Consider the following 13,971-nt stretch of genomic DNA (forward strand, 5'->3'; position numbering starts at 1 on the left):
AATGATGCAACCAGAAGGGCTAGATGAAAGATTATTAACCTGAGGAGGATGAATTTGCTAAAAGAACGGGTTGAGTTTCTATGTAAAAAACGCGGCTTAGCACGCAAGGAATTGGTCGAGGGGCTGGTGACGCAAGCGCATTTTGCAAATATTTTAGCGGAACGGTATCCGTTTGCCGATGATTTAGCTGAGCTGATTGCCAGCCGCCTTGCCGTCTCTTCTGAGTATTTAATCCATGCCGCCTTGCAGGATGAAGCCACGCTTGAAAGGGCTGAGGAGATTTTCGCCCGGCTGTCGCAGCCGGTTTCAACGCTGACTGAGACGGATGTCAATGAACTCGATGACAAAAATGACGCATTAACGATTGAGCTGACTACCGCACTAATGAAAGCCATCTATTATCAGCAAATGAATGACGGCGATGCTTATGACTATATTCATCGCACTTATCTTCATTATTATTTAGAGAAGTTTGGACGCGCCGACGACCCGAACTTGCCTATTCCGCTCAAGAAGGCACTATTTTTGTATAAAATCCAGCATTACCGCTCCAAAAATCAATATTTCGAAGCGTTAAGCAATAGCAAGCGGTTAAGTGCACTTGTGGAAGAAGGCTCGGAACTCTGGTTAACGGTACAAAACTTTCTAATGGAAGCCTCTGTTTACAGCAAGCAATATGAATCGGCTAAAGCGATTTATGAGCAAACGATGCAGCATGTGTACAGCGAACGGCTGTATCATCGATTGTCCAGCCAGCATCTTGCCTACAGCGGCTATTGCTTTGCGATGGGTCTTTATCAGGAGGCTCTGCTCGCTTTGTCGATGGCTGAAGCCCATCTCGTCTATACGCCGAGCCCTGGTGACCTGTTTCCGTCCATTATGAATAATCGCATCATTATGCTGACACTTCAGGGGGAGCTGGACAAAGCATCCGATGAAATATCCCGCTTTGAGGAGCTCGCGCAGCAGGAAACGGACGAGACCAAGCAGCTGCTTCTTCCGCTTCTACTGATCTATCGCTGCGAGGTGGCCTTCACCTCCAAAAACTGGGGCCTGCTTTCGCAAGGACTTAGCTTGCTTGCCAGCTACTCGCTGACGGAGGATCAGCAAATGACTACCGTATTTTATGAAAGCCAGCTTGCCTTGTCGAGCGATAAAAAGGAAGCTTTTATGGATGCGGCCTTATCCTGCCTGCCCTATTTCGAGCAGACCCAGCAGACGTTGCGTTTGGAGCCGCTTTATGAGACGCTCGCTGTGGCCTCCGAAGACGGTCGCCGCTACAAGGAATCAGCGCTGTATTACCGCAAATTGGTCTATTTATTGCGAAATAAATAGGCGAAACAGGGCGGCAGCCACAGCGAATGCCGCAAAACAATCGGTACTGCGGCTCATTGAATCGCCGAAATCGGCTGTTTTTTTGCATAAAGCCCCTTCCGGCACAAAATAACGACCTATTTTCGCTGCTCAAGCTTCGTTTTTTAAGATTTGTTTACATGTGCCGGATTGTATTGAACGGATTTCCAGCCTGCCTCATACTTAAATTAAGCTACAAAATACGATGAGAACGAGGTGTTGTTATGTTTAACTTATTCGGAAAGAAGAAAAGCAAAGAAGAGGCTTTGGAGTATGCGGATAAGAAGCTTAACAAGGGATTCACCGGCATGATGATGAAAGGTTTTGTCCCTAAGGAGCATCGCGATATGATGAATCAAAGCTTGAATCAAGCAAAGCAGGCGCATATGGCGTCTACTGGCGCTATTCCTATTGCCGCAACTGCGACCGTGCTTTCGATAACAGATACGGGCAAGCTCGTTAACTTCGATCCGATTGTCATTCTTGCGCTTAATGTCACCGAATCAGACGGACGCAGCTATCAGAAAACGATGGAAACCCTCGTCTCCAAGCTGCAAATTCCGCGCCCCGGCGATCAAATTGGGCTCGGCCAAAACCCCGCCAATCCTTCCGAGCTGATTTACATGGGGCTCCTGACACCATAAGCCACCAGGCACCGGATTGCAGACCATGTCATGGTCAACGGAAAAACCAATTATTTTATCAAGATTATTCAATTTTAAAATGGAGCAGCAAAAAATAAAGGACGGCGAACCTGCCGTAGGACTTATAACAAGCGCTATGCAAACGGGCGTTTATATAAATGAGCAGCCGCAGCTGCACTTTAAGCTGCTAGTAACGAGAAAAGGTGGTGCGCAATATACTACCGAGCTGAAAGCAGTCATTTCTTTGTTGTCGCTGGACAATTTTAAAGCAGAGGCTGTCGTGCCCCTGCTTGTCTCCCAGCAAGACAGAAACAAAGTCGCTTTTGCCTGGGAAGGTCAGGTCGCCACCTCGGATATTCAAGCCTAAATGAATGAGCAGCTAATCAAGCAAGACGTATCCGCCGAGCTGCTCGAAGTATCGCGCAGCGGCGAACACGCCTATGCCAAAGTGCTGGATGCCACTCCGCTCGGCAGCACGCCGAACGACAAGCTTAAGCTGCGGATGGATCTGGCGATAACGAAGGCGGATGGGGATACGTTTCAAGTAACAACGACGAAGGAGATAAGGGATTCTATGCTAGCCCGTCTGCAGCCAGGCACAATCATTAAAGTCACCTACGCTCCGTCCGATCCGTCTAAAATTGTCCTCGTCCTGCCAGCAGAGGCCGCTGATTTAAAGCAAACGTTCGGCTTCTAAACCTGAGCCTATTTAAGCACTTTAATCCATTCGCCAGCGAGCGCCAGCATCTCATCTTTCGTTAAAGTCTTATTCCCGCGATCTGTAAGCATATACATGGAGTCCTCGCGCTCATCATACCACTGGACATAATGAAAGCTGAATTTTTCACTGATGCTTGCTTTGCTGTAAATCACTTCTGTTCCTTCTACTTTGATTTTCTCCGCATTGTGATAGGAAGGGAGAGCTATGCTTAATTGTCCGCCCGCCAGTGAATATTTAGATAGCTCTGATTTATATTTCCCCTTCGTATATAGGCCACTGACTGAACCCGGCTTGCTCCAAGGCACAGCCTTCATGAACAGCTTCTGGCCGTTTGTTCCGGCAGCGGCCTGCTCCTTCAGCTCAGACAGCACTTGCTTATATGCCGCCGTCTGCTTGTCCGCATCGGTAGAAGGCAGATAAGGAGCTACTTTGCCGGAAACAAAGCTGTAGCCATTCAGCTTCTGGGGCAGCAGCTGCGCACCCGTCCGATTTGCCTCCTGCGCAAAGGCCGTATAAGCTTCTAACGGCTTTTCTTTATAGGTGTACAGTACTCGATCTTCTTTCCCTTTTACATAAAAAGCAACCATCTCGCCAGGCTTGGCAAAGTTTTGGGCCTTGTACAAATAGTTATGGTACGCCTCGTTCTCTGCCCTTTCTGCGCTGCCTTGTTGCGGCGTTATGGCATCGATTGTCTGCACCTTAATTTCGCCAGCCGCATTGCGAATTTCAATATACTGGCTTGCCGCATAGGCACTTACCGATAGCAAGAGCAGCAGCATGAGCGCTCCGCTGAAAGCAGTCGTGCGCTTCATTACAGGACGCATGAAGGCCCCTCGTCCCTTCCTGTCCACTGCAGCTCCCCGTGAAATTCGCTCCATCACAGCTTCAGTCACATTGATAGCTGGGAGCCTTCCATTTGCTGCGGCTCTGTTCGTTATATCGTCGTATTCATGATCGAAGCGGATTCGCTCCATGCCTCTTCCCCCTTCTCTAGCAGCTGCTGTTTGATCCTTTGCTTAATGCGGCTCATTCTTTTTTTCAGCGCATCCGGATTTTTCCCCATAATCACCCCAAGCTCCGCATACGATTTCTCCTCAAACACTCGTAAAACAAGCAAATTACGCTCCTCCAGTGACAATTTAGCAAGAGCCGCCGCAAGCGCTGGCGTATACAGCCGATTGTCCATTTCCTCTTCCGCGCTTGCGGCTGTCATTTCGCTTGGCCGAAACAAACGCAGCCACTGCTTTTGCAGACGCTGCCTTCGCAGCAAATTAAGACAGTGATGATAGGCAATGCGGTACAGCCAGGCCGAAAAATGCACCTTGGGTGCATAACCCTCTATCGCCTCATACGCTTTTACAAAAATATCCTGTACCGCATCCTCTGCGTCCTGCCGACTCCCCAGCATCCGCCAGCAATAATGGTAAAGCGGCTGCTGAAAAGCTTGTACGACCGCAGCATAATGCTCCGTCTCCCCTGCCTGAACAGCGGTGATCAGCCGTTCCAGCTCCGATGCCTCCAATTGATTATGATGCGATGTGAGCACCTCCTTCTTGGTTTGTATACTCTCTATAACACCTGACGCCCAAGAAAGGTGACCACAGGCCACATTAATATTTGCGTTTATTTCCCTTTTTCACAAACTCCCAATCCACTTCAATATTTTTTCTCACCCGCTGCAGAAGCTGATGCATATTATCCGCTTCCTCCGGCGAAAGTCCGGACAATGCAACCGCATTGGAATGCTCGCCTTCTCGCTTTAGAAATGGATAAACGGCTTCCCCTTTTTTCGTCGGGAACAGTTTTTTGATTTTTTTATTGCTGTCATCGTCTTTTTTCTCGATCAAGCCTTGCTCCTCCAGCTTCTGGATAGCTCGGGCAGCAGTCGTTCGATCTACCTTGATCATTTCAGCCAGCTTTTCCTGAATAATGCCCGGATTTTCACAAATGCGCACCACATATAAATACTGCCCTTTTGTCAGATCAAATTGTTTAAATTCAATATTGCTAATCGAATCCAAAGCCCGAGCAATCATGCCGATTTCACGAAGAATGTCTTTCATTGTTCTCACTGCCCCTCATTTTCTTTTTGTTGCATTTACAACAAAATTGAATTCATTTATACTATTAAAAAGCTTTAAAGCTAGCACTTATACCTATATAGAAAAGGACTGAGGCAGTTGTATTCAAGCATGATACAAACGCAAGCTGATTTAACCATTGCTTTGCATATCCGGCAGCTCGTTTTCGTCGAAGAGCAAGGCACACCCTTGCAGGATGAATATGATGAATTCGACGATTATGAAGAGCTGAAGGATCGCGTGCAGCATATTTTAGTTTATTATAACGAAAAACCGGTCGGAACTGGACGTTTAAGAACAGTAGACAGTTTCGCTAAGCTTGAGCGCATCTGTCTTTTGCCAGCTTATCGGAAATTTGGGCTGGGAAAAGTAATCGTTCATACGTTAGAGGAAATAGCGAAGGGGCTCGGTTATACACGGTTTAAATTGCATGGGCAGCAGCAAGCAGAGGGCTTTTATCATAAGCTGGGCTATCAAACCGTCTCGGACCTATTCATGGAGGACGGGATTCCGCATGTTTTAATGGTAAAAGCATTAGCTTCCGAGGGCTCTGGAAAAGACGGGGTACTGTGAAATATTTCTTTTATACGACTGGCATTTTAATGATGTCTCTCGGCATCGCCCTTACGATTGAATCGGGCTTTGGAGCATCGCCGTTTGATGCGCTTCTCGTTGGCCTGGCTGGTCAGGTCGGGCTTACGGTGGGCAGCTGGGAAATCCTTATTGCGCTTATCATGGTCGGCAGCAATGCGATATTTTCCAAAACAAGGCCCGAATTTAAAGGCTTGCTCACCGCTTTTATTGCCGGTCTCGGCATCGATCTGTGGCTTTATGTGCTGCAAGCCTTCACTCAGCCTGAAATGTGGCTAAGCAGGCTATTGTTTCTGATACTCGGCTTACTTATCATTGGAGCAGGCATCGCCTGTTATTTGCAAACGAAGGTTGCACCGATTCCTATGGATCGCTTAATGCTCATCATTCGGGATAGGAGCGGCATGAGCATTCTGCTTTCCCGGACGTTGATCCAGCTCTTTTTCTTATTGATGGCCTTTCTATTTCATGGCCCCATAGGGATTGGAACGTTATTAACCGTCTGCCTGGGCGGTGTAATCCTACAGTTTTTTATGCCTTATGCAGCAAAGCTGATTCCAGCTGGCAAGAGCAGCAGCTCTGACCAATGAGCCTTTTCGACCATCCATAAAAAAAGCCTTGAAGCGCAAACACTGCGCCTCAAGACTTTGGTTATTTCTGTTAGCTTATGAATTCCCTCCAGTGCTCGCTTTAGTCAACCCACCGTATGCTATGAATCTGTTCCGCTGAAAAGCTGTAGCTGTCTTTTATTTGACGGGAAAATAACGCATGCTGCAGGTTTGCTCCTTCAAAGCTGGTCCTGCCAAAGGTCGCCCCGATGAAGCTCGCCCCTTCCAGATCGGCATGATCGAAGCGCACACCCATCAGTCCCGTTCTAAGGCGGTCTCTCGGTTCATGGCCGCTCACATAATCAAACACGGCTCCGCGCAAATCGGCATGGCGAAAATCCGCTTCCGGCAGCGACGAATAGCGAAAATCCGACTCGGGTGCCAGGCAGCCGTTCCATCTTGTACCCATTAAATCACAGCGCTGAAAACGACTTCCCTGCAAATGGCTTCCGCTGAAATCCGCATATCGCAAATCATTTGATTCCGCTCGCACCTGGGGCAGCATCAGATTACGGTAGCACCCATAAGCAATGCTGCTTGCCTTGCTCTCCTCCAGCCGCCTGCGAATTTCCTTTACATCCTGCAAGCCTTGATAATCGACCAGCACATCCTCGCTCAGATCTGTATATTCGCCAATGCTGATACGCAAAGCGAGCTCTCGCTTAATGGACTTATATTCCTCCAGCATAATAGCTTCCGGCATAGCTGCCCGCAGCAAGGCAACCGCAAATAAATGATAACAGCCCACTGCTTTCTGCATCATCGCTTCAAATTCCGTAGACTTGGCGGATTCCCCAAATCCTTCGTACGATTCGGTCATTTCCTGAATAAATGCCGGCAGCGAATGATATAGCCAAGCAGCATCATATTCCTCAAACAGCGGTGCCGAATTTTCATACCATCTTTCCGAATACGCTTCAATGAAATAACAGGAATGATCCATCATCGACCTGCGCAGCAAGCAAAAATGGATGAGCGAAATCGGGCCTTTTTGATCCGAGTCCTGCATTTCCCTAATTCGTAAGCATATACGCTTGAAGGTTTCCAGAAACTGATCGATCCACTGCTCCTGATGACGCTGAAGCTCCTCTTCTATCGCAGTCATTTTCTGGTCCAGCGCCGGGAGAAATTGATGCTCATAAAAATATTGCACAATGTTCTTGTTATTCATCTTCACACGCATCCTTCCAATAACAAGGAATTCCACCCTATAATTAACTTCGGATTTCGTGCGAGAAAACTTTAGTTTTTAGGGCAAAATGCCCAGGAAACTTCAAATTTTCTTTTTTCAAGGATACCTCATATTAACAGTTACCCTAAAAATAGTATGATTAAATCACTAATTATCAGGGTGTTCCCTATCTCCATATATTGCTAAAATACTAAATGAAAGCGCTTCACAAAATCGATAGCTATTTGGCTGCACAGCACAGGAACGGCGACATGGAGCAGCACGCCAACGGAGGAAATTATGATTTGGAACCGCTGGACAAGCGGGGTTGGCCCTATTGGCGGGCTTGTTGCCTCCAACGTTTCCATAGGCGGACAGGGCTACGACGTTTACCGCGGGGAAATTACCAACAACGGGGTGCATCAATGGTGGGTCTATTCCTTCCTCAAACGAACGCAGACGGATCATTTCACAATTAATGTGAAAAACTTTACCGATTATCTCGTTGGCAAAGGCTATTTCCCAACAACCCGCTACGTCAGCAGCATAGAATACGGCACCGAAATTACAAATGGCAGCGGCCAGCTTAATTATTCGAACTACTACGCAAACGTTCAATAACCTTTATTATAGAACGAGCAAGCGGCTCTCTCGCCCCCCCTAATACGGCGCAGAGGGCCGTTTTGCTGTGCTTGGCTGTTCTAGTGACCATCATGGGGTTTTAAAACCATGGTAGAATGTATCCACGACCAATGCCGCTGCGGATTTTCTGGCAATATCCCCGCTAACGACTTGCTGCCACGTCAGAAATAGGAGTGAATACAGGACATTCACAATCCAGTTTTTGTCTACATCATGGCGAAAATAACCTTTTTGCTGCAACAAACCGATGGCATGCAGCACGGGTTCCCTCAGCTTCTGATCTGCTCCAATAATTTCCTCGTTATAATTAATGGTTGTATCGTGGGCAATGAAGTGCAGCTTGTCCCCTAACGGAATGAGCGCTTCAATGAGCATTGGGATGTAGCTTTCACAATTATCCTCATCCAGTGGAATACCGCGCATGGTTTCACTAACAACCTCGATTGCACGCAGGCCCAAATAAATCATCAATTGCTCTCTGCTCTCCACATATCGATGCAGCGTAGCGATTCCGATTCCTGCCGAATCTGCAATTTCATTCATCGACGCATTTGGCTTCTCAATAAGCAGCTTGGTCGCTTCATCCAGAATGGAGTTAAGCCTCGTTTGCTTGATTGATGACATTTCTGTTCTCATCTTATTACACTCCTTGGAGAGTATTATTCTATAATTGATTCCCATTCCAATCAAATAGTAGGGTATTACCATGAAATTATAGCATAACCGCGATTACAATTGATTGTTTCACCATTGAATCCCCCTATTAATGACCGCCTCTTCACAGCTAAAATGTATCCCCGGAGATATGACATGCTATAGTATGATCTCCAGGGATGACGTTTCGGCATTAGCTTTCATTTGTCTTTACATCATGCTGCCGTATGTTAAGTTACTGTAGGTTTGGAATTTCCAGCCCATACATCCTTTACATACCGACTGTCCTTCTCTAGCTGTTCGAGCCAACGGTCACCTGCTTGTGCTCCATGCCTTTCCTGATAAGCTGCCTTTAATGTCTCTTCCACAGCAGGAGCCATTTGGCTGCCATCACCACATACATAGATTTTGCCGCCCTGATCCATAAGCTCCATCAGTGATGAAGACACCTGTTTCAGTAAATCCTGTACATAGGTTTTGGGTTCGCTAGCCACGCGCGAGAAAGCGGTATGCAGCTTAACAATACCCTCCTGCTCGTACTGAATCAGCTCGTCTCGATACAAGAAATCCATTTCGTTCCTGCACCCATAGAACAGATGGGCTTCTCCAAGCGCCACCCCTTGCTTTTTTAGGACAGATCTAGCCTGCAAAAACCCTCTGAACGGAGCAACTCCCGTTCCAGGCCCGATCATGATGATTGGAACAGCTGCCTCTTCTGGCAGTCTAAATCCAGATTCCGGCGTCTGTACAAATATTAGAACACGGTCGCCTGGTGCACGTTCCGCCAAATAAGTAGAGGCGACCCCCGCATACTCTCCTTTGCCGTTCCATGCCTGATCCTTAACGACGCCTACCGTAATACTAACCTCTCTCGGATGGAGCAGCGGAGAACTGGATATAGAGTAATACCTCGGCTTCAGCGGAGGCAGCAATTCCAGCAGCCTGACAAAAGGAAGCTCGCAGGCTTCATATTGTTCAAGCAACTCCAGCATCGTTACTCGATTGCCTAAGATATACGGGGTGTAGCGCTCATCCTCCATCATGGCCTCCAGTTCACGACGATGTGGCGGGCAGACAGTGTGGACAGCCAACTCCTGCAGCTGAGCACGAGTAACTGGCACCTGAATTTCCACACAGGATTGAATCAACTCACGCACATTAACGGATCGATCAAGAGGCAGATGGGCCAGATGTGAACCTTCGGTGCTTAAGCAAATCATTTCGCTGCCGTCCATGCCAAACCGCTTCAGAATGCGGTCTACATTTATATCCCGGTTAAGAGGCAGCACGCCGATGTGATCACCCTCGTGATAGCTGATGCCTTCGGGAAGGAGAAGCTCGATATGGCGAGTGCTTCGTCCACTTTCAGAGGCTTGCAGCTCCCGGTTATTTTGGACAGTCGCATAGGCGGCTTGATAGGTTTTCTCGTAAGGTACTTGAGACGGCCCCTCAACAAATTGCAGCTGAAGCGTACTTGGATTTGCCGTTTCAATATGATTTATCTGTATTCCCAGCGCGTCCGTAACCGCTGGCCACATCTCTTCCATCCACTCCTTGACCTGCTGTTCCATATCGCCCCCTGCATCAACTTCACCCCGGGCTACAAGTCTTTTGGCACCGATGGCATCCAGCTTTTCATCTATAAAGCGTGGAATGCTCTGGTACGTTCCCGACCAGGACCGGTCTCCGCAGCCTAATACCGCATACCGAGCAGCTTGCCCCTCATCATTTCCGGCCCCCTTCAGCCATTCTACAAATGCCGACGCATTGTAAGGAGCCTTGCCATTGTATGAAGCCGTAACAATAATGACGATGCCTTGCCCCTGCAGTCGTCCACTCCATTCATTAAGTGGTGCCGCTTCACTTTGGATGCCGTAACCAAGGGCCGTACTCTTGATCTGACGGGCAATGCTTTCCGCTGCACCCAGATTTGAGCCATATAATACAAGCAGCGATCCATTGCCGCTCGGCGTTCCGACTATGCTTGGTACAACCTTATCCGCAGCACTAGATGGAGAAGCCTCAGGTTTTGTTCCCACCACGCCTGTTATCCCTGCGGTTCCCATGGTGGATACGTGCTGACGGTGCCCCACTCGAATTCGGAAATCACCGGGCTTCAACGTCAGAGTCTGCTTAACGTCCAATGTATAGTTGTCATAATCGATCAAGTCGAAATGCTTTAGTACCATACCCAGTACTAATGTGGCTTCATAGAGGGCAAACTGCATGCCGATGCAGGCGCGTTCACCATTCCCAAAAGGCTTGTAAGCATGATGGGGAACCTTGGCCATATCCTCAAACCGCTCAGGCCGGAAAAGCTCTGCATCCTCTCCCCATGCAGCCGAATCGCGGTGAAGCTGAGGCAATAGCACACTGAGACTCTGTCCCTTGGGGATGGGATACTTCCCGCCAAGGATCGTGTCCTCTCTGGCATAAACGTCAAATCCTGGAGCCGTCGGCCACAACCGCAGCGATTCATTTAATATCATACGGATATAGTTAAGCTGAAGAACCTCCTCATATTGCGGGGCTTTACTTGTCAGCACGCGGTCTACTTCTTCCTGAGCCTTCGCGAGCACTTCCGGATGCTTCAGCAGGAAATAAACAGCAAAGGATAGCAGACCGCTCGTTGTTTCATGACCTGCAATCAGAAAGGTAATGATCTGATGACGAATGTTTTCGTTGTCGAGCATTTCTCCGGTTTCCGGGTCCTTGCCTTCCAGCATGCGTGCCAATAAATCCGTCTGTCCCGGCTCGGCGCTTGCCTTTCGTTCGGCAATGATCTTATCCACCAGCGTAAACATCGTCTGAATGTCCTCTTCAAAACGGCGTTTTGTTTTGACCATCAACATAGTTTGAATTTTCATTCGCGAGCCTCTGAGCATCGCTTCGTTCAATGCGCGAACCATGCTTTGGACAAACGGGGCATGATCTTCCCGGTAAAAGCTGTTGAATCGATAATTGAATCCACAAAGTCCAATCGTATCCAGCGTCAACCGGGTCATATCATCGGCTACATCGATAGTGTCCTGCGGGTTTAGCCGTGCCCACTTGAGCATTAACTGATCGGCGATGTCAATCATCATGGAGTGATATCCCTTCATCGCCTGCTTGCTGAACGTGGGAAGCAGTATGTTGTGCGCTTTTTTCCAGTTCGGCTCATGCGTCCAGCTTGTAAACAATCCGTCGCCGCCGAAGGCGCGAACGTTCTGCAGCTCGTTGTATACATATTTGTCAAATCGGGTCACATCGCATACCTCAGCAACGAGCTCATGCCCTGACACAATTAAACTTGATAGTCCCGGTGCAGTAAATTTGAAAATAGGTCCGTATTTTTCTGCCAAAGCTCCAAGGGATAAGGTTGGCGAGTCTATGTTAATCAAAGGCAAATTGCCGAGCGGACCATACGTTGGGGGGTGGGGAATAGAGATTTTTTCTTTCATCTTCTATCATTCCTCTCTTCATATCTTGAACATTTCCAATCATTTAATATGGCATTAATCCAGCCACGCTTGAGCGGTATTGAAAAATTAAGAACGAAAAAATGTTATCAAGTGATAGTAATTACTATCACTTGATAACATTATAGTTCCTTCTTGTTATATTTTCAACTTGCATTAAAATTTTGCTTGCATTTACTTTTCTATATTCTTCCGGATTGCGTTCGTTTTCTCTTCGGTAAAGACCCCCGAATCCAATAAGTCCAAAATGGAAAGTACGCCGCCACGAGAAGCCCAACTTCCCTCTTCAATGACCTGGAACGTTATCCACCATGTCGGGGATGGTTCAGGAACCTCAAGAGCTTTAGTCAAACTGCCCATAATGTTCTCCAATACTTCCTTGCGTACTTCATTTGGCCAGTCACCATCCATTACCAGAACATTGATCATAATCACATCACGTTCAGGCTGATCGGATAACAGCTTGCCGCCAATCGCCATGTAATCTGTTGGACGCTCCGTGAAATGAACTTGAAATCCTTCTCTTGCTGGCGGACAATATTGACCTACTTCTGGAAGAAGGACCGCATCGGTCAGACCTTCTGCCAAAAGACGGCGTTGCTCAAGTGTCATACGGCCAGTTGGATAATTCACATTAATCATTGTCATGATCTGTATTCTCCTTTGTGAGGATTGCCAAAAATACTATCTCCGTGCTCTTCATGCTGTCTGTATAGAAGATTCACCTTGGCAAGCTCATATAAATTTTTGTTGATATCGCTAATATAAACCCACAAAAAACCCTTGTCAATTCTAATTATTAAAATAATATATATTTTTATAATATAATAAGCACATATGTAAAAACAGCACTAAATAAGCTATAATGTTTTTTACATAATGACAGTGTTAAGATGCAGGTCGAGGTAAACTCGGAGCATTAGGAGGAATAGAGAATGGCGAAACCGCAGGGGAAAACCAATACGATGTTTGCAGTATTAGGCATATTGAGTCTAGGGCCCCATTCCGGTTATGATATAAAGCAGCATATGGAGCAGAGCACCAGCTACTTTTGGAATGAAAACTATGGTCAGATCTACCCCAGCTTGGCTGAGCTGCTTGATCGGAACGACATTGAAGTGGAAATCATCCAACAGAAGGGGAAGCCTGACAAAAAACTTTACCGTATTACCCAGCAGGGAAAGCAGACATTGACAGACTGGTTGTCCCAGCCTATGGAGCATATGGTTATGCTTAAGAAGAATGAGCTGCTGTTGAGGGTGTTTTTTGGCAGTAATTCTTCGCCTGAAATCATCATCCAGCATATACAAGAACATAAAAAGGAATTAGCCGAAAATTTGCGTGTTTTCGAAGACCTTGAAGTTTGGCTTCGCAACGCAGAGGTGAAGGATCATAATTATACATATTGGCTGATTACAATCAACTATGGGAAAAGTCATTTCAATAGTTTAATTAGCTGGTGCGATGATAGCATAAAAATGCTTAGCACTTAACGACTGCGTATTGGCGCTATTACAAAAAAACACGGTATGAACAGGACCGATTCTTCGTGAATCGGTCTTGTTATGCTTATATCCGCCAGCTTTGTTCGCGGCACTCAATCAGCCCAGTCCAGACGTGTTTTGCAGTACGATTCGGTAGCCATCGGGATCGGCAATTGTGATGCCTTTTTGCTTCCAATAAGGATTTTCAGGCTCCACCTCGGGGTAACCCAGCTCCAAAAGACGCTCTGCAATCATTAACTGCTGCTCGCGATCCTCAATGTAGAACACCAGAAGATTATCCTCAGATGGTCGTGCGAGCGGCGCCCCCGAGACATGCTGCGTAAACTCCAAATGGTAGTCCGCCCCCGGCAGGCCGAACAACATGCCATCGTATCCGTCCTGCCCCTCGAAGGAGCCAATTCGTTCTAGGCCCAGCCCCTGTTCATAAAAAGCAGCCACCTCAGCCAATTGGTTCGTCGGCCTTGCTACCCTGAACTGTACGGCTGGCATCGCGCCAGCCCATTGTTTTTTACTCATGCTGTACAACCTCCTCTATATTCT

General features: G+C 47.4%; 16 protein-coding genes. 8 read left to right on the forward strand and 8 right to left on the reverse strand.

The annotated features are described in order from the left end of the window. Positions 1 to 48: 48 nt before the first annotated feature. The 4 genes from AC50YG_RS08265 (at position 49) to AC50YG_RS08280 (ending at position 2,694) form a co-directional block, all read left to right on the forward strand. Positions 49 to 1,335 (forward strand): XRE family transcriptional regulator, encoded by a 1,287-nt coding sequence (locus tag AC50YG_RS08265; RefSeq protein WP_494826030.1) that lies wholly within the window; start codon positions 49 to 51, stop codon positions 1,333 to 1,335. A 242-nt stretch (positions 1,336 to 1,577) separates the two neighbouring features. Continuing rightward, positions 1,578 to 1,997 carry a hypothetical protein gene (locus AC50YG_RS08270; protein ID WP_473756741.1) on the forward strand — a complete coding sequence of 140 codons (420 nt, stop codon included), beginning with the start codon at positions 1,578 to 1,580 and terminating at the stop codon, positions 1,995 to 1,997. A 25-nt stretch (positions 1,998 to 2,022) separates the two neighbouring features. Continuing rightward, complete coding sequence (locus AC50YG_RS08275; RefSeq protein ID WP_494826032.1) at positions 2,023 to 2,364, forward strand: hypothetical protein; 342 nt, start codon at positions 2,023 to 2,025, stop codon at positions 2,362 to 2,364. Then, positions 2,365 to 2,694, forward strand: coding sequence for a hypothetical protein (locus tag AC50YG_RS08280; protein WP_494826034.1), 330 nt, complete (start codon positions 2,365 to 2,367; stop codon positions 2,692 to 2,694). Positions 2,695 to 2,702: 8 nt separating this feature from the next. On the opposite strand, the gene AC50YG_RS08285 is transcribed toward AC50YG_RS08280, so the two are convergent. From AC50YG_RS08285 to AC50YG_RS08295, 3 genes are all read right to left on the reverse strand, one after another. Continuing rightward, entirely contained in the window at positions 2,703 to 3,692 is a 990-nt protein-coding gene (locus tag AC50YG_RS08285) for a hypothetical protein (RefSeq protein ID WP_494826035.1), read from the reverse strand. Further along, positions 3,653 to 4,264: an RNA polymerase sigma factor gene (locus AC50YG_RS08290; protein ID WP_494826036.1), complete on the reverse strand. Its 612-nt coding sequence runs from the start codon at positions 4,262 to 4,264 to the stop codon at positions 3,653 to 3,655. The genes AC50YG_RS08285 and AC50YG_RS08290 overlap by 40 nt, the downstream gene beginning before the upstream one ends. A gap of 64 nt (positions 4,265 to 4,328) precedes the next feature. After that, positions 4,329 to 4,781: a MarR family winged helix-turn-helix transcriptional regulator gene (locus tag AC50YG_RS08295; RefSeq protein ID WP_494826038.1), complete on the reverse strand. Its 453-nt coding sequence runs from the start codon at positions 4,779 to 4,781 to the stop codon at positions 4,329 to 4,331. 129 nt (positions 4,782 to 4,910) lie between these two features. Between AC50YG_RS08295 and AC50YG_RS08300 the strand changes: the two genes are divergently transcribed. Then, positions 4,911 to 5,372, forward strand: coding sequence for a GNAT family N-acetyltransferase (locus AC50YG_RS08300; RefSeq protein ID WP_494826039.1), 462 nt, complete (start codon positions 4,911 to 4,913; stop codon positions 5,370 to 5,372). Next, entirely contained in the window at positions 5,369 to 5,980 is a 612-nt protein-coding gene (locus AC50YG_RS08305; protein WP_494826041.1) for a YczE/YyaS/YitT family protein, read from the forward strand. The genes AC50YG_RS08300 and AC50YG_RS08305 overlap by 4 nt, the downstream gene beginning before the upstream one ends. Positions 5,981 to 6,080: 100 nt before the next feature. Here the strand turns inward: AC50YG_RS08305 and AC50YG_RS08310 are convergent, their stop codons facing one another. Beyond that, positions 6,081 to 7,169 (reverse strand): pentapeptide repeat-containing protein, encoded by a 1,089-nt coding sequence (locus AC50YG_RS08310; protein WP_494826042.1) that lies wholly within the window; start codon positions 7,167 to 7,169, stop codon positions 6,081 to 6,083. Between the two features lie 243 nt (positions 7,170 to 7,412). Between AC50YG_RS08310 and AC50YG_RS08315 the strand changes: the two genes are divergently transcribed. After that, complete coding sequence (locus AC50YG_RS08315) at positions 7,413 to 7,790, forward strand: GH12 family glycosyl hydrolase domain-containing protein (protein ID WP_494826369.1); 378 nt, start codon at positions 7,413 to 7,415, stop codon at positions 7,788 to 7,790. Positions 7,791 to 7,880: 90 nt separating this feature from the next. On the opposite strand, the gene AC50YG_RS08320 is transcribed toward AC50YG_RS08315, so the two are convergent. The 3 genes from AC50YG_RS08320 to AC50YG_RS08330 all read right to left on the reverse strand — a co-directional run bounded on the left by AC50YG_RS08320 (position 7,881) and on the right by AC50YG_RS08330 (position 12,574). Next, entirely contained in the window at positions 7,881 to 8,447 is a 567-nt protein-coding gene (locus AC50YG_RS08320; RefSeq protein ID WP_494826043.1) for a TetR/AcrR family transcriptional regulator, read from the reverse strand. A 248-nt stretch (positions 8,448 to 8,695) separates the two neighbouring features. Continuing rightward, the gene (locus AC50YG_RS08325; RefSeq protein ID WP_494826044.1) at positions 8,696 to 11,908 is read right to left on the reverse strand and encodes a bifunctional cytochrome P450/NADPH--P450 reductase; all 3,213 of its coding nucleotides are present in this window, start codon (positions 11,906 to 11,908) and stop codon (positions 8,696 to 8,698) included. 192 nt (positions 11,909 to 12,100) lie between these two features. Then, on the reverse strand, positions 12,101 to 12,574 hold the full coding sequence (locus AC50YG_RS08330) for a tautomerase family protein (RefSeq protein WP_494826046.1): 474 nt from the start codon (positions 12,572 to 12,574) through the stop codon (positions 12,101 to 12,103). A gap of 287 nt (positions 12,575 to 12,861) precedes the next feature. Here AC50YG_RS08330 and AC50YG_RS08335 point away from each other — a divergent pair, with 287 nt between their 5' ends. Next, on the forward strand, positions 12,862 to 13,419 hold the full coding sequence (locus AC50YG_RS08335; RefSeq protein ID WP_494826048.1) for a PadR family transcriptional regulator: 558 nt from the start codon (positions 12,862 to 12,864) through the stop codon (positions 13,417 to 13,419). A 108-nt stretch (positions 13,420 to 13,527) separates the two neighbouring features. Here AC50YG_RS08335 and AC50YG_RS08340 read toward each other — a convergent pair whose 3' ends face one another. Continuing rightward, entirely contained in the window at positions 13,528 to 13,947 is a 420-nt protein-coding gene (locus tag AC50YG_RS08340; RefSeq protein WP_494826049.1) for a VOC family protein, read from the reverse strand. Between the last annotated feature and the right edge of the window lie 24 nt (positions 13,948 to 13,971).

It is taken from the genome of Paenibacillus sp. J31R34, from assembly GCF_059383715.1.

What these genes read in the sequence shown, in the direction of transcription:
- AC50YG_RS08265 (WP_494826030.1), top strand. Translation starts at nt 49, where the DNA reads ATGAATTTGCTAAAAGAACGGGTTGAGTTTCTATGTAAAAAACGCGGC.
- AC50YG_RS08270 (WP_473756741.1), top strand. Translation starts at nt 1,578, where the DNA reads ATGTTTAACTTATTCGGAAAGAAGAAAAGCAAAGAAGAGGCTTTGGAG.
- AC50YG_RS08275 (WP_494826032.1), top strand. Translation starts at nt 2,023, where the DNA reads ATGTCATGGTCAACGGAAAAACCAATTATTTTATCAAGATTATTCAAT.
- AC50YG_RS08280 (WP_494826034.1), top strand. Translation starts at nt 2,365, where the DNA reads ATGAATGAGCAGCTAATCAAGCAAGACGTATCCGCCGAGCTGCTCGAA.
- AC50YG_RS08285 (WP_494826035.1), bottom strand. Translation starts at nt 3,692, where the DNA reads ATGGAGCGAATCCGCTTCGATCATGAATACGACGATATAACGAACAGA.
- AC50YG_RS08295 (WP_494826038.1), bottom strand. Translation starts at nt 4,781, where the DNA reads ATGAAAGACATTCTTCGTGAAATCGGCATGATTGCTCGGGCTTTGGAT.
- AC50YG_RS08300 (WP_494826039.1), top strand. Translation starts at nt 4,911, where the DNA reads ATGATACAAACGCAAGCTGATTTAACCATTGCTTTGCATATCCGGCAG.
- AC50YG_RS08310 (WP_494826042.1), bottom strand. Translation starts at nt 7,169, where the DNA reads ATGAATAACAAGAACATTGTGCAATATTTTTATGAGCATCAATTTCTC.
- AC50YG_RS08320 (WP_494826043.1), bottom strand. Translation starts at nt 8,447, where the DNA reads ATGAGAACAGAAATGTCATCAATCAAGCAAACGAGGCTTAACTCCATT.
- AC50YG_RS08325 (WP_494826044.1), bottom strand. Translation starts at nt 11,908, where the DNA reads ATGAAAGAAAAAATCTCTATTCCCCACCCCCCAACGTATGGTCCGCTC.
- AC50YG_RS08330 (WP_494826046.1), bottom strand. Translation starts at nt 12,574, where the DNA reads ATGACAATGATTAATGTGAATTATCCAACTGGCCGTATGACACTTGAG.
- AC50YG_RS08335 (WP_494826048.1), top strand. Translation starts at nt 12,862, where the DNA reads ATGGCGAAACCGCAGGGGAAAACCAATACGATGTTTGCAGTATTAGGC.
- AC50YG_RS08340 (WP_494826049.1), bottom strand. Translation starts at nt 13,947, where the DNA reads ATGAGTAAAAAACAATGGGCTGGCGCGATGCCAGCCGTACAGTTCAGG.